Source organism: Haemophilus sp. THUN1691, from assembly GCF_059704425.1.
In genome coordinates this window covers 569,966-593,985 of sequence record NZ_AP046578.1, presented here as the reverse complement: position 1 = coordinate 593,985, position 24,020 = coordinate 569,966, and the positions used below count along the sequence as shown (strand labels likewise).

21 protein-coding genes are annotated in these 24,020 nt (G+C 40.0%); 12 read left to right on the top strand and 9 right to left on the bottom strand.

Annotation, left to right across the window (positions count from 1 at the left end):
- Nucleotides 1–15: 15 nt before the first annotated feature.
- Nucleotides 16–2,517: an autotransporter outer membrane beta-barrel domain-containing protein gene (locus AC6H0J_RS02875; protein ID WP_497512804.1), complete on the top strand. Its 2,502-nt coding sequence runs from the start codon at nucleotides 16–18 to the stop codon at nucleotides 2,515–2,517.
- 63 nt (nucleotides 2,518–2,580) lie between these two features.
- Here AC6H0J_RS02875 and glpX read toward each other — a convergent pair whose 3' ends face one another.
- Nucleotides 2,581–3,594: a class II fructose-bisphosphatase gene (gene glpX, locus AC6H0J_RS02870; RefSeq protein ID WP_118817364.1), complete on the bottom strand. Its 1,014-nt coding sequence runs from the start codon at nucleotides 3,592–3,594 to the stop codon at nucleotides 2,581–2,583.
- Between the two features lie 160 nt (nucleotides 3,595–3,754).
- Between glpX and AC6H0J_RS02865 the strand changes: the two genes are divergently transcribed.
- From AC6H0J_RS02865 to dtd, 3 genes are all read left to right on the top strand, one after another.
- A complete protein-coding gene (locus AC6H0J_RS02865) occupies nucleotides 3,755–3,973 on the top strand; it encodes a cell division protein ZapB (protein WP_005627167.1) in 219 nt (72 codons plus the stop codon).
- Nucleotides 3,974–4,081: 108 nt separating this feature from the next.
- Entirely contained in the window at nucleotides 4,082–4,522 is a 441-nt protein-coding gene (mioC, locus tag AC6H0J_RS02860) for an FMN-binding protein MioC (protein ID WP_497512803.1), read from the top strand.
- Nucleotides 4,519–4,953 (top strand): D-aminoacyl-tRNA deacylase, encoded by a 435-nt coding sequence (gene dtd, locus AC6H0J_RS02855; protein ID WP_497512802.1) that lies wholly within the window; start codon nucleotides 4,519–4,521, stop codon nucleotides 4,951–4,953. The genes mioC and dtd overlap by 4 nt, the downstream gene beginning before the upstream one ends.
- A 521-nt stretch (nucleotides 4,954–5,474) precedes the next feature.
- On the opposite strand, the gene ispF is transcribed toward dtd, so the two are convergent.
- Genes ispF through ftsB form a run of 3 tightly spaced genes read right to left on the bottom strand, consistent with a single transcriptional unit; the run spans nucleotide 5,475 to nucleotide 6,903 of the window.
- Nucleotides 5,475–5,951 carry a 2-C-methyl-D-erythritol 2,4-cyclodiphosphate synthase gene (gene ispF / locus AC6H0J_RS02850; protein WP_497512800.1) on the bottom strand — a complete coding sequence of 159 codons (477 nt, stop codon included), beginning with the start codon at nucleotides 5,949–5,951 and terminating at the stop codon, nucleotides 5,475–5,477.
- Complete coding sequence (gene ispD / locus AC6H0J_RS02845) at nucleotides 5,948–6,625, bottom strand: 2-C-methyl-D-erythritol 4-phosphate cytidylyltransferase (protein ID WP_497512799.1); 678 nt, start codon at nucleotides 6,623–6,625, stop codon at nucleotides 5,948–5,950. Before ispD ends, ispF begins: the two co-directional genes overlap by 4 nt.
- Nucleotides 6,625–6,903, bottom strand: coding sequence for a cell division protein FtsB (ftsB, locus tag AC6H0J_RS02840; protein ID WP_497512798.1), 279 nt, complete (start codon nucleotides 6,901–6,903; stop codon nucleotides 6,625–6,627). The genes ispD and ftsB overlap by 1 nt, the downstream gene beginning before the upstream one ends.
- Before the next feature lie 225 nt (nucleotides 6,904–7,128).
- On the opposite strand from ftsB, the gene hel reads away from it, so the two are divergent.
- Entirely contained in the window at nucleotides 7,129–7,953 is an 825-nt protein-coding gene (hel, locus tag AC6H0J_RS02835) for a lipoprotein e(P4) (RefSeq protein WP_114891358.1), read from the top strand.
- 176 nt (nucleotides 7,954–8,129) lie between these two features.
- Complete coding sequence (locus AC6H0J_RS02830) at nucleotides 8,130–8,813, top strand: rRNA large subunit pseudouridine synthase E (RefSeq protein WP_497512797.1); 684 nt, start codon at nucleotides 8,130–8,132, stop codon at nucleotides 8,811–8,813.
- 63 nt (nucleotides 8,814–8,876) lie between these two features.
- On the opposite strand, the gene ppx is transcribed toward AC6H0J_RS02830, so the two are convergent.
- The 5 genes from ppx to rraB form a co-directional block, all read right to left on the bottom strand.
- Entirely contained in the window at nucleotides 8,877–10,406 is a 1,530-nt protein-coding gene (gene ppx / locus AC6H0J_RS02825) for an exopolyphosphatase (RefSeq protein ID WP_497512796.1), read from the bottom strand.
- Between the two features lie 7 nt (nucleotides 10,407–10,413).
- On the bottom strand, nucleotides 10,414–14,310 hold the full coding sequence (gene tamB, locus AC6H0J_RS02820; protein WP_497512795.1) for an autotransporter assembly complex protein TamB: 3,897 nt from the start codon (nucleotides 14,308–14,310) through the stop codon (nucleotides 10,414–10,416).
- Between the two features lie 9 nt (nucleotides 14,311–14,319).
- The gene (gene tamA, locus AC6H0J_RS02815) at nucleotides 14,320–16,056 is read right to left on the bottom strand and encodes an autotransporter assembly complex protein TamA (RefSeq protein ID WP_118817372.1); all 1,737 of its coding nucleotides are present in this window, start codon (nucleotides 16,054–16,056) and stop codon (nucleotides 14,320–14,322) included.
- A 152-nt stretch (nucleotides 16,057–16,208) separates the two neighbouring features.
- Nucleotides 16,209–16,829, bottom strand: a complete 621-nt coding sequence (gene slyD, locus AC6H0J_RS02810; protein ID WP_005627146.1) for a peptidylprolyl isomerase — start codon at nucleotides 16,827–16,829, stop codon at nucleotides 16,209–16,211.
- A gap of 80 nt (nucleotides 16,830–16,909) precedes the next feature.
- Nucleotides 16,910–17,332, bottom strand: a complete 423-nt coding sequence (gene rraB / locus AC6H0J_RS02805) for a ribonuclease E inhibitor RraB (protein WP_005627144.1) — start codon at nucleotides 17,330–17,332, stop codon at nucleotides 16,910–16,912.
- 108 nt (nucleotides 17,333–17,440) lie between these two features.
- Here rraB and truD point away from each other — a divergent pair, with 108 nt between their 5' ends.
- The 6 genes from truD (at nucleotide 17,441) to mutS (ending at nucleotide 24,003) form a co-directional block, all read left to right on the top strand.
- On the top strand, nucleotides 17,441–18,460 hold the full coding sequence (gene truD, locus AC6H0J_RS02800) for a tRNA pseudouridine(13) synthase TruD (RefSeq protein ID WP_118817373.1): 1,020 nt from the start codon (nucleotides 17,441–17,443) through the stop codon (nucleotides 18,458–18,460).
- Nucleotides 18,461–18,469: 9 nt separating this feature from the next.
- Nucleotides 18,470–19,210, top strand: a complete 741-nt coding sequence (gene surE, locus AC6H0J_RS02795) for a 5'/3'-nucleotidase SurE (protein WP_118817374.1) — start codon at nucleotides 18,470–18,472, stop codon at nucleotides 19,208–19,210.
- A 29-nt stretch (nucleotides 19,211–19,239) separates the two neighbouring features.
- Nucleotides 19,240–19,818, top strand: coding sequence for a YqaA family protein (locus AC6H0J_RS02790; protein WP_497512794.1), 579 nt, complete (start codon nucleotides 19,240–19,242; stop codon nucleotides 19,816–19,818).
- A gap of 8 nt (nucleotides 19,819–19,826) precedes the next feature.
- On the top strand, nucleotides 19,827–20,012 hold the full coding sequence (locus AC6H0J_RS02785; RefSeq protein WP_005627136.1) for a hypothetical protein: 186 nt from the start codon (nucleotides 19,827–19,829) through the stop codon (nucleotides 20,010–20,012).
- Nucleotides 20,013–20,035: 23 nt separating this feature from the next.
- A complete protein-coding gene (gene nlpD, locus AC6H0J_RS02780; protein WP_005627134.1) occupies nucleotides 20,036–21,283 on the top strand; it encodes a murein hydrolase activator NlpD in 1,248 nt (415 codons plus the stop codon).
- Between the two features lie 134 nt (nucleotides 21,284–21,417).
- A complete protein-coding gene (mutS, locus tag AC6H0J_RS02775) occupies nucleotides 21,418–24,003 on the top strand; it encodes a DNA mismatch repair protein MutS (protein WP_118817376.1) in 2,586 nt (861 codons plus the stop codon).
- Nucleotides 24,004–24,020 lie beyond the last annotated feature (17 nt).

Here is a 24,020-nt window from a genome sequence, read left to right as displayed (position 1 = left end):
TCCAAAGGAATTCATATGAAAAATAATAAAATTTTTAACCGCACTTTTAAAGTGAGTTTGGTGGCTATGGCGTTAGGATTAGTTAATTCGGCATGGGCCATTAATTATAAACTATATGAAGGTACCGTATATAAAAATCCGGAAAGAACTGACTCTGAAGTAAAAAATATGAATTTTTATTCAGATTATGGCTATGATTTAACAAATAAAAATAATCTAGCCCATGTATCTTTTAGAATGAAAAATGGTCTAGACAATAAGGATTATCCAACAGAATCATTAATTTTCCTCGATCCTCAATTTTCTAATGGGCCTAGTTCATTAGAAATCAAACCTAATAGCACTTTCACATTATCGAAGGCTTTTCCTGAAAGTTCTGTTTTTGAATTGAGAGATGCAAATCTTAAATTTCACTTCGGAAATATCAATTTATTTGAGGGACTTTCTACAGTTGATGCTGATGGAGAGCCTGTTTTAGGAAATTCAGCATTTAATCTTCAAGGTAATACCACTATTGATATTGATGCTGTTCATATTGTCAGCTCAGCTAAAGATAGCACGGGATACCAAGTATATGGTAAATCTACAGCAAATATTATCAACTCCTCTATTTTTCTAGGGGGAGATAACAGCACTGCTGTAGATGCCGAAAACTCAACATTACATATCAAAAATTTAAATATCGCGCTACAGCCAGCTGGTACCGATAAATCAGCTACTATTGCATACGCATCAGAGAATTCTACATTAAATATTGAAAACAGCCTGCTCACAATTGAAGCGAAAGGTCAAAGTAAAGGTTTAGGTTTTGTACTTGATGGTGGCGTGACCAACATTACAAATTCCAACATTGAAAATAACACTGGAGATGTTGTTATTTTTACTAATAAACAAGATTCTCGAGATGAAACAAATAATTACAGCTCAACAACAGTTAATCTAAAAAATACTAAAATCCCTGATGCAAAAGTATTGGTTGGATTAAACATGCCCGATCTAGCTGATACGGACTTATCTGAAGGAGAGAAAACTAACTCACCTAGATTTGTGTTAAATGCAGATAACTCACAGTTAAATGGTGCAGTAAAGCAATATGACGGTACAAATAAAACGCCTGTTACATTAAATCTAACTAACAATACTACATGGGATTTAGTGGATAATTCAGAAGTAACAGACTTGCATTTAAATAACTCTGCGGTTTCTTTAACTAATACAAATGCTCCTTATACGACATTAACTATCACGGGTAACCTCACTGGCTCTGGCACATTCAATCTAAACACGAATATTGCTGAAAACAAAAGCGATAAAATCGTTGTTCAAGGTACTGCTGAAGGTAATCATAAAATTGGGGTAACTAACCAAGGTGCAAATGTCGCTAACGGAAAAGTGACACTTGTAGAAACCAATGGTGGTAATGCGGCATTTAGCTTAACTAACCCGAATAATCGTGTAGATTTAGGGGCTTACCAATATTTCCTAACAAAAGAGGGAAATAATTGGGTATTAGCGAATTCTAAAAATGCGGTCACCCCAACTCCACCTGTTGCACCCGTTACACCAAGTAAACCTGTGGTGACTCCAAGCAAGCCTGTGGTGACGCCAAGTAATCCAGTAGTACCACCTGCAGTTCTACCAAGTACACCATTACTCTCAGACTTAGCGAATGCACAAGTTTCTCTTCGCCAAGCACAATTGCTTTTAGTGGAAAATGATTTAAGTGGCATTCATCAACGTCTAGGTGAAGTGAAAAACGGTGAAAAAGGTAATGTATGGGTTCGTAATGTGAATTCTCGACAAAAATTAGCCGCACTTTCGACAGGTGAGAGTGAAACTTCTGGCTTTAAACAAAACGTACATAGCTTACAAGTGGGCGCTGATGCTGCTGTAACAGATAATCTCCGTGTTGGTGGATTTGTTGGTCGTAGCCAAGCTAACGTTGATTTCAATGGTCATTACGGTGATGGCAAAGTAAGAAACAACAGCGTGGGCTTATATGCAGCTTACCTTGCAGATAACGGTATTTATGTAGATAACATCGTGAAATACAGCCGTTTACACGCTAACTCAGATCATACTGAAAAACGCCATTACAACGCTTATACTATTTCGAGTGAATTAGGCAAACGCTTTAGCCTTGCGAATGATTGGACAATTACCCCGCAAGCACAATTAGCGTGGACACATATTTCATCACAAGAGAATGAAGATAGCTTATCTTCTGTGTATTCTCGAATTGGTTTACGTGTAGCTAAAGGCTTTGCATTAAGTAATGGTTGGAATTTACAACCTTATGCAGAAGTCAATGCGATTACTAGCAAAAACCGTAGCAGCAAAATTCATTACACAAACAGCGCACTTGATGTTGCAAGCAGCCGTGGACGTTTTGAAAGTGCGGTCGGTTTAAATGCTGGATTTGCAAATCATCGTTTTGGGTTAGAAGTAAGCCGTGCTGACGGTAAAAACTTCGATAAACCTTATGCAATTCAAGCGGTTTATCATTATAGCTGGTAGTATCTTGCTAAACATACCTCTTAAAAGTGCGGTGAAAATTCACCGCACTTTTGTTTGTCCCAACTAAATATTCAAAATCTTATAAATTTCAGAATCTTTACGATCTAGATAATGGATGGATTGGATTTTACGAATTGTGCGAGATTTTCCACGAATTAAAATTGTTTCAGTGCTGGCTAAATTGCCCTTTCGAGAGATACCTTTAAGCAAATCGCCATTAGTGATACCTGTTGCGGTAAATACTAGGTTATCATCACGCACAAGATCTTCAAGTTTTAACACTTCATTGATTTTTACGCCTAATGCTTCACAACGCTGAATTTCATCCGCAGCAATTTTTTTATTTTCTTCCGTATCACCTTTTACTTCGTTACGAGGAAGTAAACGAGCTTGCATATCGCCACCTAATGCACGAATTGCAGCTGCAGCTGCCACACCTTCTGGTGCGCCACCGATTCCGTAAAGAAGATCGACTTCGGCATCAGGCAAACAGCACAATACGGAACCTGCCACATCACCATCAGGGATCGCCATCACTCTCACGCCCAAGCTATGCATTTGTTTAATTACCGCATCATGGCGTGGTTTTGCCAATACCATTACGGTGAGATCAGAAAGGGATTTTCCTAGCTTAGATGCGACACGGCGAAGATTTTGTTCTAGTGGTAAATTTAAATCAATCATGCCTTTAACATCGGGGCCAACCACCAATTTTTCCATATACATATCTGGTGCTTTTAAAAAGGTATTTCTGCCGCCGGCAGCTAAGACAGAAATAGCATTAGACTGACCCATTGCGGTCATACGCGTGCCATCAATAGGATCAACGGCGATAGAAACCAATTCTCCCATGCCAGAACCGACTTTTTCACCAATATAAAGCATTGGTGCTTCATCAATTTCGCCTTCACCAATAACGATTTCAGCATCCATATGAATTAAGTTCAGCATATAACGCATGGCTTTCACAGCTGCATCATCAGCTGCATTTTTATCCCCTCGACCAAGCCACATATGAGCCGCTAACGCAGCTGCCTCAGTCACACGTGAAAATTCAATAGCCAATGCACGATTCATCATTATTCTCCTTCTGCTTACTTTTCTAGATCATGGCAAAATACCGTTATTTTATCATCGCGTAATCGTTTGCATAATAATTTTTTCTCCAACGCTTTAAAAAGGAAAATTTACTGGGTAAAATACTCTCAAACTTACCCATATTTAAAAGGAAATCATTATGTCTTTAGAAATTTTAGACCAGCTTGAAGAAAAAATTAAACAAGCGGTAGAAACTATCCAATTACTTCAATTAGAAGTTGAAGAATTAAAAGAGAAAAACGCAGAATCTCACAGAAATATCGAAAGTTTACAAACTGAAAACGAACAACTGAAAAATGAACACCGCAACTGGCAAGAACATATTCGTTCATTGCTTGGCAAATTCGATAACGTTTAATCGCAATAAAAGGCTTAGAAAATCTAAGCCTTTTTATTTTAATTATTTCAAAAATATTCTTTTACTTTTCCCTGTGTTAGGGAATAAAAATAAATACAGGATAATCAAATGCACATTTGCATTCTCTCTGGCAGTACTTTAGGTGGCGCAGAATATGTTGCCGAACATTTAAACGATGTTTTAGAAACTCAAGGTTTTTCTACCGCTCTTTTTCACGGACCAAGTCTATCCGACATCGAAAATGAAAAAATTTGGCTTGTTGTGACTTCAACTCATGGTGCGGGCGAGTTGCCAGATAATTTAAAACCTCTATTTGATGAATTAGCTAAAAATCAAAGCGATTTTTCAGATGTTCGTTTTGCCGTCGTTGGATTAGGTAATTCTGATTATGATACTTTTTGCTATGCAGCAGACAAAGTGGAGCAAGTGCTTCAAGAAAAAAGTGCGGTAAAAATTTGCGAGACTTTAAAAATTGACGTGCTAAACGTGGATGATCAAGAAGGCTACGCCGAAGCATGGTTACCGAATTTTATTGAGGGATTAAAATGATTGCCTTAATCCAGCGTGTAACCCAAGCGAAAGTGGATGTAAACGGTGAAACAATAGGACAAATTGGCAAAGGTTTACTGGTTTTGCTTGGTGTAGAAAAAGAAGATAACCAAGAAAAAGCGGATAAACTGGCCGAAAAAGTGCTTAATTATCGAATTTTCAGTGATGAAAATGACAAAATGAACTTAAATGTTCAACAAGCAAAAGGTGAATTACTTATTGTTTCTCAATTTACATTAGCGGCGGATACACAAAAAGGTTTGCGTCCAAGCTTTTCAAAAGGTGCGCCCCCAGCATTAGCTAATGAATTATATGAATACTTTATCCAAAAGTGCGGTGAGAAATTACCTGTTTCAACAGGGAAATTTGCAGCGGATATGCAAGTAAGTTTAACAAACGATGGCCCTGTTACGTTTTGGTTGAATGTATAAATAAGGGCAGTTGATTTAGTAATAAGATTCTTAAGACTTTTAGAAAATTAAGCACGCTAAATAGCTTAACTAATGGAATATATGCGTTAAACGTACATATTCCATTAGTCAACGTCAACTAACAACATAGCACCTAACAACAAGGTTGGTGAGCAAAAAGGCGAACTGAAGCCCTCCATTGCTCCCTCATCCATAAATGGACGTTTCCTCTCACCAATGGCCACTTTAATAACAAAGGTGAATTATCACCCACTGCCATTATCACTGATTAGGGACAGTCGGGAATGTCAGACAACAGCCCGCCAAACCCAATAGGCAAGTGCACAGCGCAACGCCAAATGGCACAAACATCCATTCTTGCGCCTAAATCTTTTCATTTATAGTCTGTGTTATCAACTACAAACTCACTGTACAAGAATATGGTATGCCTTTTCCTAGGTTAAAACTGTGATCTAGATCACAAAAATAAAAATGCGGTGAAATTCTTTTAAAGATTTAACCGCACTTTTACAAATAAACAATTATTGTTGGATTAAAAGAGCAACGGCTTCACAAGCAATTCCTTCTTGTCTTCCTGTAAAGCCTAATTTTTCGGTAGTCGTTGCTTTCACATTGACTTGCTCAATATCGCATTGTAGGTCTTCAGCTATTTTGGCACGCATGGCATCAATATGTGGACGCATTTTAGGTGTTTGTGCAATGATAGTGACATCGACATTACCAATTTTATATCCCTTTTCTTGCACTTGACGAAATGCTTCACGCAATAACCCACGACTATCAGCATTTTTATATTGCATATCGGTATCAGGGAAAAGCTTTCCAATATCACCTAGAGTGGCAGCTCCTAATATTGCATCGGTTAAGGCATGTAATGCCACATCGCCATCTGAGTGCGCAATAAACCCAGTATGATAAGGCACTTCTACGCCGCCAATAATTAATGGGCGATTTTCACCAAATGCATGAACATCAAAACCGTGTCCAATTCTGATCATAATTTATTCCTTGTTAAATAAAATTCTGCTAATGCTAAATCTTCAGGACGAGTCACTTTTAAATTATCGCTACGCCCAGCTACCAAGTGCGGTTGAAATCCTGCGAGTTCCATTGCCGATGCTTCATCCGTTATATTCGCACCTTGTTGAATCCCTGTGGAAAGTACATTTCTTAATATATCTACTGGGAAAAACTGTGGTGTCATCGCTTGCCAAAGCTGACGACGATCTTCTGTTTTCACAATACATTGCTGATTATCCGCTCGTTTAATCGTATCCGTCGCTGGAATTGCCAAAATAGCACCATGTTCATCTTCAATGGCTAGCAATTTATCAATGTCGGCGTGTTGCAAACAAGGGCGAGCAGCATCATGAACAAGCACCCACGCATTTTTTTCCTCAATTGCGTTTAAACCATTTAATACGGATTCAGCTCGTGTAGCGCCACCTTCTACTAACTGAATTTTACTAGGGAGTGATAGCTTAGCAATATAAGGATCATCTTTGCTCACCGCCAAAATAATTTTAGAGACGGCAGGATGAGAAAGCATAACATCAAGTGTGTGTTCGAGCAGTGTTTTGCCAAGTAGCGTTAAATATTGTTTCGGTTTATCTGCTTGCATTCGCGAGCCCACGCCAGCTGCTGGCAATACCGCAATAATTGAACGAGCCATTATTTATTCTCTTTCACAATGTGATAAAACACTTCGTTTTCTTTCACCATGCCATGTTGCATTCGTGCACGTTCTTCAATGGACTCAAAGCCTTTGGTTAGTCCTTGAATCTCCGCATTAATACGCTGATTGCGCTGAGACAGTTTTTCATTTTCCGCTTGGTTTTCTACAATCTTTGCGGCAGTGTCGCGGTAATCGAAGAAACCATTACGGCCAAACCATAAGTCATATTGAAACAAAGCTAATACGGCAAAAAGAATGAGAATAAAAAGTCGCATAAAAATGTTGGTGATGAATAAAATTGCGGTTAGTTTACCGTGAAAAGGGGGGAAAGGCGATAGGATAAAAAAGAAAGTGCGGTAAGTTTTACACCTAAATCTCGCGTTAAAATGTGACGTACATCACAAATTTAATAGAATTACTAAGAAAACACCCCAAAAAATAAAAAAGGCTTGCTATACTCTCTCCGTTTTTACTAACCCTAAAGTTAAAAGGAATATAACATGAAAACAACGTTAAAAATGACCGCACTTGCAGCACTTTCTGCTCTTGTTTTATCTGGCTGTGGCGCACACAAAATGAAGTCAGAAGAACACGCAAATATGCAATTACAGCAACAAGCTGTTCTTGGCTTAAACTGGATGCAAGATTCCGGTGAATATAAAGCATTAGCTTATCAAGCCTACAATGCGGCAAAAGTAGCATTTGATCACGCAAAAGTGGCAAAAGGTAAGAAAAAAGCGGTTGTGGTTGATTTAGATGAAACCATGTTAGATAACAGCCCTTATGCTGGCTGGCAAGTTCAAAATAACAAACCATTCGATGGTAAAGATTGGACTCGTTGGGTAGACGCGCGTCAATCTCGTGCCATTCCGGGTGCGGTAGAATTTAACAATTACGTAAACAGCCACAAAGGTAAAATGTTCTACGTAACAAACCGCAAAGATAGCTCTGAAAAAGCAGGCACTATCGATGATATGAAACGCTTAGGTTTCAATGGCGTGGAAGAATCTGCATTTTATTTGAAAAAAGACAAATCAGCTAAAGCGGCTCGTTTTGCAGAAATTGAAAAACAAGGCTATGAAATCGTACTTTATGTAGGCGATAACTTAGATGACTTCGGTGATACCGTATATGGCAAATTAAACGCAGACCGTCGTGCATTCGTTGATCAAAACCAAGGCAAATTTGGTAAAACTTTCATTATGTTACCTAACGCAAACTACGGTGGCTGGGAAGGCGGCTTAGCTAACGGGTATTTCAAAAAAGATACACAAGGCAAAATCAAAGCTCGTTTAGATGCAGTACAAGCTTGGGATGGTAAATAATTTCCCATTAAAAAAATCGATTTAAATATCGATTCTAAAAAATTTAGTTGGGGGCTAAGCTCAGTTTTTACTGGCTTAGCCTTTTTCGTTTTTTAATTTACTAAAGTAATCATCATTACTACATGCTTAAGTTTTGTTATGATGTTGCAAATCTTTCAAAATAGAAATCTAATTCAATGAAGAAGAATTTTTCGGCAGGAAAATTGCCGTCTAAAGGAAAAAGTGCGATTAATTTTCACCGCACTTTTAAGCCAAAATCAAAACCTAAAACGCTGTCATTGGATGAAACCAAAGTTGTGTTATTCAATAAACCTTTTGATGTGCTCACGCAATTTACCGACGAAGAAGGACGCACCACCTTAAAAGATTTTATCTTAATTCCAAATGTTTATGCAGCAGGTCGATTAGATAGAGACAGTGAAGGATTACTGATTTTAACTAATAATGGCGAATTACAACATCGTTTGGCAGATCCCAAATTTAAAACAGAAAAAACCTATTGGGTGCAAGTAGAAGGTATTCCTGAAGAAACCGATTTAGCACAACTCAGAAAAGGTGTAGAACTCAAAGATGGCATGACAAAACCCGCTCAAGTGCGGTTAATTTCAGAGCCCAATTTATGGGAACGTAATCCACCTATCCGAGAACGGAAAAATATTCCCACAAGCTGGTTAGAAATTAAGATTAGTGAAGGGCGCAACCGCCAAGTGAGAAGAATGACTGCGCATATTGGTTTCCCCACCTTACGATTAGTGAGAGTGAGCATGAGCTCATTATCTATTAGTGGATTAGAAAATGGCTCATTTAGATTATTATCATTGGATGAAATAAAAGCGTTATTTCAGACCGTTAAATTATAAAAATAGGGCAGGTATTTAGCTTGCCCTAAATTTTTTGCTCATAAACATTAAGCAGAAAGAAGCTTAATAAAAGATTAAACTGCTTTCAAACTCTTTCAGAAGATTACTTTCAGCTCGCAGTTCATTCCAAATTAATGGGTTACGGTCTAAGTATCCGCTTTCAAAATTCAATGTCCAATCATTCAAAGTGCGGTGCGTTTCAAGGGTAAAATTTTTTGCTGTTTCTGTTGCTTGACGGGATTTATTGAGAATAACTGCAAGACGAAGCAATCGCATTAAAGCCATCACATCTTGCTCGCTATAACGTGCAAATTTAAAAAATTCAGCAGGTTTAAGCGTGCCAATATGCCAACGCACTAACGCGGTAAGCAAACGTTGCTGTTCACGATCAAACCCAGGTAATTCCATATTTTGTAAGATATACGCCGAATGTTTTTGTAAACCTTTGTGATTAATCACAATGCCTACTTCATGCAAGCGAGCTGCCCAAAGCAGGATTTCGCGCATTTCTTCAATACATTCTGTCGATTGCCAATCTTTATATTGTGCACTGAGTAAATTAGCACTATCCGCAACGCGGTGAGCCTGGGTTTGATCAATATTGAATTGTTTGCTTAATCCCCAAGCTGTGCGTGCTCGAATATCTGCAACTTGGAAGTTTTTCTCTAGGCTATAAATGATGCCTTCGCGCAATGCGCCGTCAGAATAGCGCATTTGTTGAATATGAAAAACTTCAAACACCGCACTTAAAATGGCTAAACCGGGAACAAAAACATCCACGCGGTCTTGGTTTAAACCGTTAATATTTAGCTCGGTAAAATGTTTAGCTTGTAGCGTTTGCTCAATTAAAGCATGTAATCGCTCGGCTGTAATGGTTCCATTTGGATCAAGATTAGTCGCAATGACTTGCGCTACAGTTTTAATCGTCCCCGATGATCCGAGCACAGATTGCCAACCTAATTTGCGATATTCAAAGCCTAAATCTTCGATTTTATTTACCGCACTTTGGCGCGCTCGTTGAAAGTTTTCTGGGGAAATGACGCCATCGGTAAAAAATTGAGTCGCAAAACTCACACACCCCATGTGGCGGCTTTCAGCCACAAGTGGCGTGAAATCATCACCGATGATCATTTCTGTCGAGCCACCACCAATATCCACAACGAGCTTACGGCCTTTTTCTGGTTGCGTGTGGCATACGCCTGCGTAGATAGTTTTAGCTTCAGTTTGTCCACTAATAATATTAATGGGATAGGGAAAAACTTTGGCTGCTTGACGTAAAAATTCGTCATTATTCACCGCTCTTCGTAACGTATAAGTACCAACCACATTGACATTTTCAACAGGAAATCCTTGTAAACGTTCGGCAAATAAGGCTAAGCAATTTACACCACGCGTGATGGCCTCTTGATTAAGCATTGCATTTTCATCTAAGCCCTCCGCGAGTTTCACTTTTTGTTTTAAGCGAGAAAGTACTTGGATTGAGCCGTTCACAATACGCGCCACAATCATGTGGAAGCTGTTTGACCCGAGATCAATCGCCGCGATTTCACGTACATCGCTGCGGTGCTGGGGTTCTAAAATAGGGTGATTCATAAAATTCCTAAAATTCAAATTGATAAAGTAAGTCAAACACCTGGTTTGTACTAGAAACGGATTGAAAATAAAGTTGTGGCATTAAGCGGTAACGTAAGGTTACTTCTGCCAAGCCATCAAACAAGCCTACACCATATTTTATTTGTAAGCGGTTGGTGAGATTTCCGCTAACGGTCACTTTGGATTTATCACCCACACCCGATGTGCCAAGGTTTAAATCTTGGATACCAAAAGCCTCGCCAATACTTCCCACTAATTTACCGCTCTTTGAAATGCCTAAGCCAATCAATGCTGCGCCAATCGAACCACTGGAGCCAGCTTCACCGCTACTTTCTAACGAACGGCCTGTTAATAAATAAGAAAGTGCTTGATCTTGTGGTTTGCTTGGTTCACTGAAAATAGTGACTTCTGGGCTATCAGCTATGCCAATCACTCTCACTCCAGCAGTAATTTTGCTGTCTTCCATTGCTTCAGGATTACGAATAGCCTCAATATTCAATGTAGGTTGTGTCGCTTGACCAGAAAAGCTAATAAGCCCTTTACGAATGAGTAAATCTTGCCCGAAAGAAGCATAGCGACCTTTGGTTAAATTGATTTGACCAAATAAACCTAAATTACCCTTATCTTGTTTGACGGAAAGTAAACCATCAAGATTGGTTTTCAAACCATAGGCATCAAGGCTGACGTCTTTACCAATATTGATGCGTAAGTCAGAACGAATATCCATGCCTGATTTTGTTTTTGCAGCAAATTCACGTTTAATCAGTTCTTCTTTGCTCTTATGAGGGCCATTTAAAATAACTTCATCTTCGCTCACTGGCTCAGCAGTATCTGGTAAGCTATCAATTCTAATTCGCGCCCAAGGAATATCCACCGTTCCGCTTAAATTCAATTCTTTAGGATTCGCTTTTACTGTGATATTTGGACTGAAACGTAGTTTCGCCATAGAAGGAATATCCACGTTGAAATTATTTGCCTGAGCATTTAATTCTGTTGTCCAATGTTCAATATTAGCCCAGTTTGCTCGGCCGGTTAAATTCAAACGACTATCGATAGTTTCAATTTTTCCCTGTAAGGTGGAATTATTACCGTGGAAATGTACGGCAATATCACCATCAGTAATATTGACTGGCATAGATTTTAATTTGGTACGAATATTGCGAATATTGAAGTTTCCATTTAATAATGGTTTCTCTAAATTCCCGCCAAAACTCAACTTCGAGACTACCTCACCATTTACTGATTCACCGCTAGTAAGTAGCTGATTTGCGATAGACAGGCTTAATCTTTCTATTGCAAGAGTTCCGCCAAGTTGACGATTTTTAGCCAGATCATTTAAATGAATATCACCTACAATCCTGCCTTGGTTATGCACATTGATGTCTGTTTTTAAAACCAAATTGTTATTTTGAATGTCGGCGTTAAGGGTTAATTTTGGAATATCCAATTTAAACGTACGGTAATCCAATTTTTGAGAGAAAGCTAAGTGATTGCCATCTACTTTGGCTGTAAATTGGAATGGTTTATCCGTAAACCAAGCGACATTACCTTGCGCTTGTAAATTGCCTTTGAGGCTATCTTGTTCGATAAGTTTATTCACTAAATCCAAATTAACACGTTTAAATTGGAAAGGAATATTCCCTTGCTTGCCTACATTGAATGATTGGGGGAAACATAATTCTACATCTGTGTTTTGCCAGCAATGTGAAGCAATATTGGCTTGTGTTTGTTTGTGATCGTAAGACACCGTAATAGCTTGGTTAGATTTTACATCACCAATAGGTGTATCGAATTTTGCTTGGGAAAGTGTGCCTTTCCACTGCTCCAAAGTGCGGTCAAAATGACCGTTAATTTGTAAATTTGCAGCAACAGGCTCACCTTGGGATTTAAGCGTTAACAGATGATTTTGTTCATCGCCAGATAAGGCGAGATCAAGTAAACGGAGTTTAACACTTTCACCATAATGAAGTTGCTCTGCCTTAATATTGAATTGTCCTTTAGCTAAAGGATCGCTTTTGATACTCCCTTTCGCGCTCGCTTTAGATAATTGGAAACCTTGCAAGTGTAAATTAGACGAGGTTAAGTCAAGATCAAGATTTGGACTGGTGAACTGACCAGAAATAGCCACATGCCCTTTCACATTGCCGCTTAAATCAGACCATAAACCACGCAAATTCGGTGCATCAATATCTAATACAAAATCAGAATGGTCATCTAATACACCTCTTGCGTTAAGATGATTTTCACCATATCTCACCTGAAAATCAGGTACTGTTAGAAGTACATTTTGATTAAGTGTTGCAGAGCCTTTTAAACTGATGGGTTTTGAAGACAGCGTCCCATTTAAATCGGCTACTGGCACTTCCACTTGCCAGCCTTGAGAGCCTGCAAAACCACGCGAATGCAATTTGCCAGATAGTGTTGCAGGCATTACAGGTACATAAAAACCGATATTCATTTTTTCTAAATCGGCTTGTACATCCCAGTTTGCTCCCTCTTTCCAACTTACAGCCCCTACAAATTCACTTTTACCGTCTAACGAAGCTATTCCCAATTTATTGACAGTTACTTCATAAAGTTTGCCGTCGGCATTAAGGTCCACTTTAGATGCGGGAATATAATCCATTCCATCTACGCCACCCTTAAGTTCAGCATGATAATTCAGTAAATCCCCCGTGAGCTTAAGTGTCACATCATTAATTTTGAGTGGTGCCATTGTGTTTACAAAAGCGTATTGTCCTTTTGCCACATTTAATGTGAGGTTTAAGGGCATTTTGTCTTGTGCTAATTGCACTTCGCCATTCAGTTCAGCATCTAATACGCCTTTTGTTTTTAAAGAAAGTACGGTGGATTTTTTCAATGATCCCGAAAGCGTAAGATCCACATCGCTCTCTGGCAGAATTTCTTTTCCAGCAGATTTCAACGGTTTCAAATGGGATTTTAAAGTTAAATCTAGTGGCATATCGCCATCAAGTTGTAATTTACCCTGTGAATAAAGATTACCCAACGAGCTTTCTACCGCTAATTTTTGTAATTGCAGTTGGTTATCGACAGTATCCGCCTGTGCAATCAGGCTTGGGATTTCAATAGATTGAAGTGTTTCACCTTTTTCATTCACCGCTTGATAATGCCAGTTTTTGCTTTTAATCGCGGGGATGTGTAAATCAAAAGGAAGAATTATTTCTGATACATTGCCTAAAAAAGCAGGTGTTAAAGATTGCTCAATCGCATCCCAATCTACAGGCTTATTCGGTTGTTCTGCTTGCGGCTCTGATTTAACTTCAGGCAATTTTTTTGAAATAACTGAAATATCGTTAATTTCAGTCGGCGCAAGAGTTAAGCCTTTTTCATTATTTAAACTTACCGCACTTTTAAAATGACTGAGAGTAAGATTAGTCTGATCAACATTTACAGATAAATCTTGCACTACCAAATTTTCTGCATTAATACCAATTGGCAAGGAAATGCGTTTCATCGGGCCAGACTTTGAATCATCAGGCGTTGATGGAGGCAGTGATGCTGTATTAATCGCAATCGTTGGTTTATTTAAAGTGAAATCACGTAAACAAACCTCACGTGAAAGCAAACAACCGAAATCAAGCTGTAAACGTGCTTGTGCAATATGAGTATCAATCCCAGCGGTTTGATAACGAACATTATTCAGCACTAAGCCATTTTGTAATCCGCCTTCAATTTGCTCAACGAAAAAACTATCGAGCATTTTATCGGCAAGTTGAATTAAACCTCTTTGCCCCGCATCGAAAGAAAGTGCCCCAGCAACACCTAAAACAGGCACCAAAATGACCGCACTTCCGATACAAACCGCCTTGCGTACCCAGTGTTTTTTATTAGACTGCTCAGGTGATTTTGGTGAAGTTTCTGATGGTTGTAGTTGTTCTGTCATAAATTCACCTTAAATTTCTGTACCAAGCCCGATGTAAAATTGAATATTTTTGCTGTTATCTTTATCACGAATCGGGGTAGCTATATCAAATTTAATTGCGCCCACTGGTGATGCCCAACGGACACCAACGCCTGCGCCATAACGTAATTCTTTAGTTGTGTAATCATTGGCTGCTAATCCACTATCTGCGAAGGTCGCCGCCCACCAATTCGGATAAACTTGATATTGATATTCTAAAGAACCCGCAAGTAATCGTGAGCCACCAACCAATTTTCCGTTTTTATTTTTAGGCGCAATTTTTTTATAGCCGTAACCGCGCACACTGCGATCGCCACCAGCAAAGAAACGAAGTGCGGGCGGAATTTTTTCAATATCCTTTGTATGTAAATACCCAACTTCTGCACGAGCAACGATACGGTGATTTTCCGCATAAGTACGAATCCATGCGCTAGAGGCTTGCACTTTTACGAAAGACGCTTCCGATAACCAAACTTTGTTACCCACATCAAAAGTAATTTTTTGTACGTCGCCCCAAGTTGCAAAAGAACCGCCACGTAATCGGGTGCGAGTAAATCCGACTGTTGGATAAAGGAGGAATGTTTTATCGGTTATATCGGCTTGTGTAAAACTGTCGTATCGCGCACGAAGTCCGCCAAAATATTGCCAGCCATGCGCGTTATTCCAATAACGTAACGCGGACAACGTAAGCGCTCTCGTATTGGTATCATTCTTTTTTTCACCTTCCCAACCAACAGAAAAATCGTAGTAGTAATTTAACGGATTTTTTAGCAGTGGCATTCGATAAGTTGCCTCTAAAGTTTGTTTTGGTGCTGAGAGATAAAGATTGGTACGGAAACTATGTCCACGGCTATTAATCCACGGTTTTGTCCAACCAATTTGAGTGTGCACGCCACCATCAGTTGCAAAGCCTACGCCTAGTTCCATCGCATTTTTTTTACGTGGATAAAGAATAATCTCCACATCTACAGTTTTGCTTTTATGATTAACATTAGGTTGAACTAATACTGAGCTAAACCAATTTGAAGATGAAAAATCGCTGGTTAAATCCGATAAGTTATTCATTAAATACGGATCACCAGGTTTGATGTTAAGAATATTATTTAAGTAATCATCACGAATTTGTGAATGGCTAAAAGTAATATTGCCATAATGATAACGAACGCCACTATCAAATAACATTCGCCACCATGCTTGATGGGTTTCTGGGCTAATTTCTAAACGTGAAATTTTAAATTCCCCATCAAAATATCCACGATTTAATGCTAAACGTGAGATCGCTGTTTTGTAATCATCGTAAGTTTGGTGTTCAACCAAAACACCTTCTTTCGGCAAGTTTTTACGTAACGCATCAAAATTTTCATCTTGTGCGGCTTCCCCTTCAATTTGCACATCAGTGCCCGCAATTTTTGTTGGCTCGCCAGGTGTAACATGAGCAATCAATAAATCACGTTTGCCTTGACGCTGTTTTCGTTCAAAACGCACGGAAGATTCATAATAACCAAACACACGCAAACCACGATCCACAGCTTGAGTGACTAAATGTTGATAGCGTTCAGACCCATCCATTTCTTCTTTGTTAATCAGATGAACATTGAGATCCGTATTACGAACAGCACGGAAACCACGGATGCCTTGAACTTCAATATCAACGGTTTGTTCAGCAAATGCGGGAAAGCAACTTAATGCTAAAAAAAGTGCGGTGAGTTTTAGCGATTTTTTCTTCATTTTAAGGGGCTAAAATTTTTTAAGTAAATTGCGCTATAGTCTACCGAGAAGTTCGTTAGGATCCAATATTTTCAGCGCATTTTGTCGGTTTTTTCATAAAAAAATACCGCACTTCATTACTAAAGTACGGTAATGTTTTCGGCTGTTTTTAATTAATGACCGCCGCAGCCACAGCTGCCGTGACCATGTCCGTGCCCGTGACCACCGCCGCAGCATCCGCTGTGCTCGTGATCATGGTCGTGATGGTGGTGATGACTGCCACAGCCACAACCGTGACCTTCTTCGTCATCATCGTGGTGGTGGCTATGCGCACCGTGAACGTGGCCGTGTGCAATTTCTTCTAACGTTGCTTCACGCGCTGCGACAACTTCAACGGTGAAGTGTAATTCTTGCCCCGCTAACATGTGATTTCCATCAACGACAACTTCATCGCCATCGATTTCAGTAATTACCACTGGAACTGGACCAATGTCAGTATCCGCTAAGAAACGCATGCCGACTTCAAGCTCATCAACACCTTGGAATACATCTTTTGGTACACGTTGAACCATATTTTCGCTGTACGCACCGTAACCTTCTTCAGGTTGTACACGCACTTCAAATTTGTCGCCTACTTCTTTGCCTTCAAGCGCTTTTTCAAGACCGATCACTAAATTATTGTGGCCTTGTAAATATTCTAGTGGTTGATTCGCTGGAGCTTCATCTACCAATACGCCATCTTGTGTGCGAACTTGGTAAGCAATGCTCACCACTACATTTTTTGCTACTTTCATTATGTTTTCCTTATAAAAAATCGGTTAAAAAAAGTCGTACCATTGTAGCGAAAATTATTCCGCGCGCAAGGCTTTACGAATTAATGCACACGAGGCTCTTCGACATCCTCATCATCAAAAAATTCCCCATCGTCACCGTATTCATCGTCATCGGCATTCGGATCTTCAAAATAGGTGCCCCAGCCATCATAAATGCCTTTATGTTTTTCTAATAACGGAAGGATTTCTTTTTGTTGCGCATCAATAATTTCCGCTTTTAATTCTACTTCACTGATAATGTCAAAACAGAAGATGGGGTTGCCATCATCATCTTCAAATTCTTCCGCTTCGGAAACTTCATAACCGGCTTTAAACGCATCTACGGCGATTTTTTCTAACAAATCAAAATCGTGATGAGCAATATGATGCTCAATAATATAAAGCGCATCCGGGTCACTACCATCGTTAAGTAAATCAGTGATAATTTCACGGGTTTCTGCTTGTAATTCAGCCAATTTTGACATAATAAAATCCTTCAACAAGAACAAAAGTGCGGTTATTTTAGTGGATAAATCACCAAAAGTCGCATAAAATTTCGCGCAATTATTTTCTATAAAAAAGAACCCTTAATCATGCTCGAACAACTCCCTTATTTGGCATTAAAAACTCCGCCAAAAACCACCGCACTTTTAAAGGCTGAATGTGCGGATTTTATTGTAAGAGAGCATTTAGGCTATGAAATGTCAAACGAAGGTGAGTTTGTTGCGTTGTATGTACGCAAAACAGATTGCAACACCTTATTTGTTGGCGAAAAATTAGCTAAATTTGCAGGTGTTTCTGAACGCAATATGGGATATGCGGGGTTGAAAGATCGTCGAGCGGTGACAGAACAATGGTTTTGTTTACAAATGCCAGGAATGGAAACGCCCGATTTCAGTCAATTTGAATTAGATGGCGTAGAGATTTTAACGGTTACTCGACACAACCGAAAAATTCGCACGGGTAGCCTTGAGGGAAATTATTTCGATATTTTATTACGCGGTGCAGAAGAATCTGATGAGCTTAAAGCGCGGTTAGATTTTGTGGCAAATTTTGGTTTCCCCAATTATTTTACGGAACAACGTTTTGGTCGAGATGGCCATAACCTCACGCAAGCATTGCGTTGGGCTCAAGGGGAAATCAAGGTAAAAGATCGAAAAAAACGCAGTTTTTATCTTTCTGCCGCGCGCAGTGAGATTTTTAATCTCGTTGTGGCTGCGCGTATTGCAAAGGGTGCAACAAATCAAGTTTTACCAAACGATATTGTGCAATTAGCCGGTTCGCACAGTTGGTTCAAAGCGGACGAAAAAGAAGACTTAAATGCCTTGCAAGTGCGGTTAGAAAATCAAGATATTTTACTCACCGCCCCTTTAATTGGCGAAGATGTGTTGGCCGCAAGCGATATTGAAAATGAAATCGTAAATCAACATTCAGTTTTCGATCCTTTAATGAAACAAGAGAGAATGAAGGCCGCACGTCGTCCATTATTAATGAAAGTAAAAGCGTTTTCTTGGGCATTTGAGCCAGAAGGCTTGCGTTTGAAATTTTATTTACCAGCAGGCAGTTATGCCACGGCATTGGTTCGTGAGTTAGTAAATTATACAGAAGCATAAGGAAGTACAATGCGAATTTTAGTCAGTAATGATGACGGTTTTCACGCGGAAGGCATTCAAGTTTTAGCAACAGAATTAAAAAAAATTGCAGAAGTCATTGTTGTTGCACCCGATCGTAATCGAAGTGCAGCATCAAGTTCACTCACATTAGTGGAGCCACTGCGCCCACGTCATTTAGACAGTGGCGATTATTGTGTGAATGGTACACCAGCAGATTGTGTACATTTAGCGTTAAATGGATTTTTATCTGGCCAAGTGGATTTAGTGGTATCGGGCATTAATGCAGGTTGCAATATGGGCGATGATACGATTTATTCTGGCACATTAGCCGCAGCCCTTGAAGGTCGCCATTTAGGGTTACCTGCTATTGCAGTTTCGTTAGATGGTCGTCAACATTATGAAACAGCAGCGCGAGTGGTGTGTGATCTCATTCCAAAATTACATCATCAATTATTAAATCCTCGTGAAATTATTAATATCAATGTGCCGGATTTGCCTTTTGAAGAATTAAAGGGTTACAAGGTATGTCGCTTGGGTTACCGTGCTTCGTCTGCAGAAGTCATTAAACAAAGAGATCCTCGTGATGAAACCATTTATTGGATTGGCCCTTCAGCATTACCCGAAGATGAAAGCAAGGGAACAGATTTCCATGCGGTGAAAAATGGTTATGTGTCTATCACGCCAATTCAGGCTGATCTTACTGCACATCATTCACTTTCGGCTTTACAAGATTGGTTAGAGCAGGAATAATGGCGCGTTTTACCAAATAGAGAAGAAATATGAAAATTTTCGGTACGATGTACGATAAAACTATGCAATGGTCAACGCATCGCTTTGCGACTTTTTGGCTCTCTTTTGTTAGTTTTATCGAGGCGATATTTTTTCCTATTCCACCTGATGTAATATTGATCCCAATGTCAATGTCAAAGCCAAAAAGTGCGGTAAAATTTGCATTTTATACGGCAATTGCTTCTGTCATCGGTGGGGTTATCGGTTACGCAATTGGTTATTATGCAACGGACTGGGTGGAAAACATTGTACAACAATGGGGGTATGGTGCTCATTGGGAAAAAGCCATAAATTGGTTTGAGCAATGGGGCGTATTAGTTGTATTTGTGGCAGGTTTTAGCCCAATTCCTTACAAGGTGTTTACTCTCTGCTCTGGGGTAATGCAAATGGCATTTTTCCCTTTTGCCATCACCGCATTTGTTTCACGTTTAGCGCGTTTCTTGCTGGTGGCAAAATTAGCCGCATGGGGCGGTGAAAAATTCGCAGCAAAATTGCGAAAATCTATTGAAATTATAGGTTGGTCAGTCGTTGTGCTGGCTGTCATTGCTTACTTTATATTGAAAAACTAGGATAAAAAATGAATAAATTAGGTCTTATTTTAATGGCTGGATTCGTATTAGTTGGATGTACATCAGAACCAGTTAAAGATCCAGATGCGTTGCCAAACGGCATCATGCAACCAGTAGAAGGTACCGGCGCTGTTGCTGGCGGTAGCTTTATGCCAGAAATTCAAAAAAATACAATGCCAGCACAAACGAAATAATAAAGGAACAATAAGGAATTACTATGAAAAAATCGTTTCTCTTACTCCCTTTGAGTCTTGTTGTATTATCGGCTTGTACCTCTAATTCTCCTGCGCCAATTACCAATGCAGATAACACGCTTTCACCTGGTATTATGCAACCTGTAAATGGCGAGAGCACGGGCGGTTCTTGGCAACCTGAAATTCAAAAAAACACAGTACCAGCGATGGGTGGTGTACCAACAGGCGTGCAAACGCCACAGCCAAATTTCCAACCAACCTATCAACAGCCTGCCATGCCAGCAGCGCCAACACCAGCTCCAGCTCCAGCTGTGCAAACAAAAACAATCACTAAAACGGTTTCTGATTGCGTAGGTTCGCAACATATTAATGTTCCACGCAACCCAAATACCAATGCACCAGATTATAGCCAAATTGAAAAAGGCTCTTACAAAGGCAATACCTATAAAGTAAACAAAGGCGATACGATGTTCTTAATCGCTTACTTGGCGGGGATTGATGTAAAAGAATTAGCAGCATTGAACAACATGACTGAGCCTTATAGTTTGAGCCTAGGACAAACTTTAAAAATCTCTAATTGTGGTACAAAAACAGTGACAACAACGGTTCCAGTAAAACAACCTCCAGCAGCAACAGCAACAACTACTGCAGCTGCACCGACAGCGCCAGCAGAACCTGCTATCACCTATACGCCAGGTGCAAATGGTACGCAAATGGGATCTGATGGCACAATCATTGGCCCAATTAAATCTGGCGCAGGTGTAGCAAATGGCGCACCAGCAATGGTACCAGTCGCGACAACTCCTGTTATCCCTGCGACAACACCATCAGTACCAACAACACCAGTAGAGAACACCAATACACCGATTAATGCCAATGTTGTTGCGCCAATCGCATCAAATGTTGCATGGCAATGGCCGACTTCAGGTAATATCATTCAAGGTTTCTCCAATACTGATGGCGGAAATAAAGGGATTGATATTAGTGGTTCTCGTGGACAAGCTGTTAAAGCGGCTGCATCAGGTCGCGTCGTGTATGCTGGCAATGCTTTACGTGGTTACGGTAATTTAATCATCATCAAACATAATGATGATTTCTTAAGTGCTTATGCGCATAACGACAAAATTCTTGTAACCGATCAACAAGAAGTCAAAGCTGGTCAAGAAATCGCAAAAATGGGTAGCTCTGGTACAAATACTGTGAAACTCCACTTTGAAATTCGCTACAAAGGCAAATCAGTGGATCCAGCACGTTACCTCCCAAGACGTTAATCTTCCTCTAAAAAGAGCGGTGAAAAATCTCAACAAATTTTCACCGCTCTTTTTTATCTAGCTTTTTCCCCTTTCGGCACCTAAAATAGCCGCCACAAAACCTATCTTTATTCAGTTTCAAAGCAGGTAATTAGATGATTTTCGAAGAAAGTTTCCAACAACATACGCCAATGATGCAACAATATCTAAAACTCAAAGCAGAGAATCCAGATATTTTGTTGTTTTATCGCATGGGGGATTTTTACGAGTTGTTTTATGACGACGCGAAAAAAGCAGCGGCATTGTTGGATATTTCTTTGACGAAACGAGGTCAATCTGCTGGGCAACCAATTCCAATGGCGGGCGTGCCTTATCATGCGGTGGAAGGTTATTTAGCAAAATTGGTTCAGTTGGGCGAGCCTGTGGCTATTTGCGAACAAATTGGTGATCCTGCCACAAGCAAAGGGCCAGTGGAGCGTCAAATTGTGCGAATTGTTACACCTGGTACGGTGAGTGATGAGGCACTTTTGCCTGAACGCCAAGACAATCTGATTGCGGCGGTATATCAAGAAAAAGAAAAATTTGGATTAGCCACTTTAGATATGACCTCTGGCCGTTTTCAGCTTTGCGAACCTACGGATAAAGAAACATTGCGTGCTGAATTGCAACGTATTGCCCCCGTAGAATTGCTGTATTGTGAAGAATTTAACGAAATGGCAGCCATAGAACATTGCAAGGGATTACGTCGTCGCCCGATTTGGGAGTTTGAACTTAGCACTGCCATTACTTTACTAAATCGACAATTTGGCACAAAAGATTTACGCGCCTTTAGTGTGGAAAAATCCCCTCTAGGCTTAAGTGCGGCAGGTTGTTTATTGCAATATGCAAAAGAAACCCAACGTACCGCATTGCCACATATTCAAAGCATTAGTTTGATTCAAAATCAAGACTGCATTCAGTTAGATGCCGCCACGCGCAGAAATCTTGAATTGACGCAAAACCTTGCGGGTGGCACAGAAAATACGCTAGCGTCTGTATTGGATAAATGCGTCACGCCAATGGGCAGTCGCTTATTGAAACGTTGGATTCATCAGCCTATTCGTGATGTGGAAAAATTAAAACAACGCCAACAAGCGATTGCGGAAATTCTGAATTTTGATTTGGTTGATGAACTTCAGCCTTATTTGCAATTAGTCGGTGATATGGAGCGTATTTTAGCGCGTGTTGCGCTACGTTCAGCTCGTCCACGCGATCTCACTCGTTTGCGCACGGCGTTAGAACAAATTCCAGAATTACGCACGATTGTTCAACAAAAAACACCGCCATTTTTAACCGCACTTTTCAGCCAAATTGCCGATTTCAGCGAGCAATGTGATTTATTGCAACGTGCATTGATTGAAACGCCCCCGCTTTTAATTCGGGATGGTGGCGTGATTGCTGAAGGTTACTATGCCGAGTTGGACGAATGGCGTATGCTGTCTGATGGTGCAACTCAATATTTGGAAAACTTAGAAAAACGTGAACGTGAAAGCACAGGTATTGATACTTTAAAAATAGGTTTTAATGCAGTGCATGGTTATTACATTCAAATTAGCCAAGGCCAAGCGCATAAAGCACCCATTCATTATGTTCGTCGTCAAACCCTGAAAAACGCAGAGCGTTACATCATTCCTGAACTCAAAGAATATGAAGACAAAGTGCTGAAATCAAAAGGCGCAGCGTTAGCATTAGAAAAGCAACTTTACGATGAATTGTTTGATTTATTATTACCGCACTTAGGTTCATTACAACTGGCGAGCCTCGCACTTTCTGAATTAGATGTATTGGTCAATCTCGCCGAGCGCGCTGATACCCTCAATTACGTGATGCCAACATTCTGTGATGAAGTAAGTGTGAAAATTGAAAATGGTCGTCATCCTGTCGTGGAACAAGTGTTGAAAGATCCTTTTATCGCCAACCCAGTGGAACTCAATCATAATCGTCATTTATTAGTTATCACCGGGCCAAATATGGGCGGTAAAAGTACTTATATGCGCCAAACCGCATTAATTACATTGCTGGCGTATATCGGCAGCTTTGTGCCGGCAGACAGCGCGCGAATAGGACCGATTGATCGTATTTTCACTCGAATTGGTGCGTCTGATGATTTAGCTTCAGGGCGTTCAACCTTTATGGTGGAAATGACTGAAATGGCAAATATTCTTCATCAAGCCACTGCGCAAAGTCTCGTGCTTATTGATGAAATCGGTCGCGGCACATCCACTTATGATGGCTTATCCTTAGCTTGGGCTTGTGCAGAATGGTTAGCCAAAAAAATCCGCTCACTTACATTATTTGCCACCCATTATTTTGAATTAACCGCGTTGCCTGAACAGCTAGAAGGCATCGCCAATATTCATTTAGATGCCCTTGAGCATAACAACACCATCGCCTTTATGCATGCCGTACAAGATGGCGCAGCAAGTAAAAGTTATGGTTTGGCAGTAGCGGCTTTGGCAGGCGTGCCACAATCTGTTATTAAACTGGCAAAACAGAAATTGACACAATTAGAAAAAACATCAGGCCATTCAGCCGATCAGCAAATTCAGGCATTGCGTGAAGCCAATCACACTCAAGGTGAATTATTGTTTGAACAAGAAACGGATGCACTAAGAGAAGCTATTGAAAAACTGGATCCCGATGATTTAAGCCCTAAACAAGCCTTGGCATATTTGTATCAGTTAAAGAAAATGGTGGGGTAACATCTTACAAAAGTGCG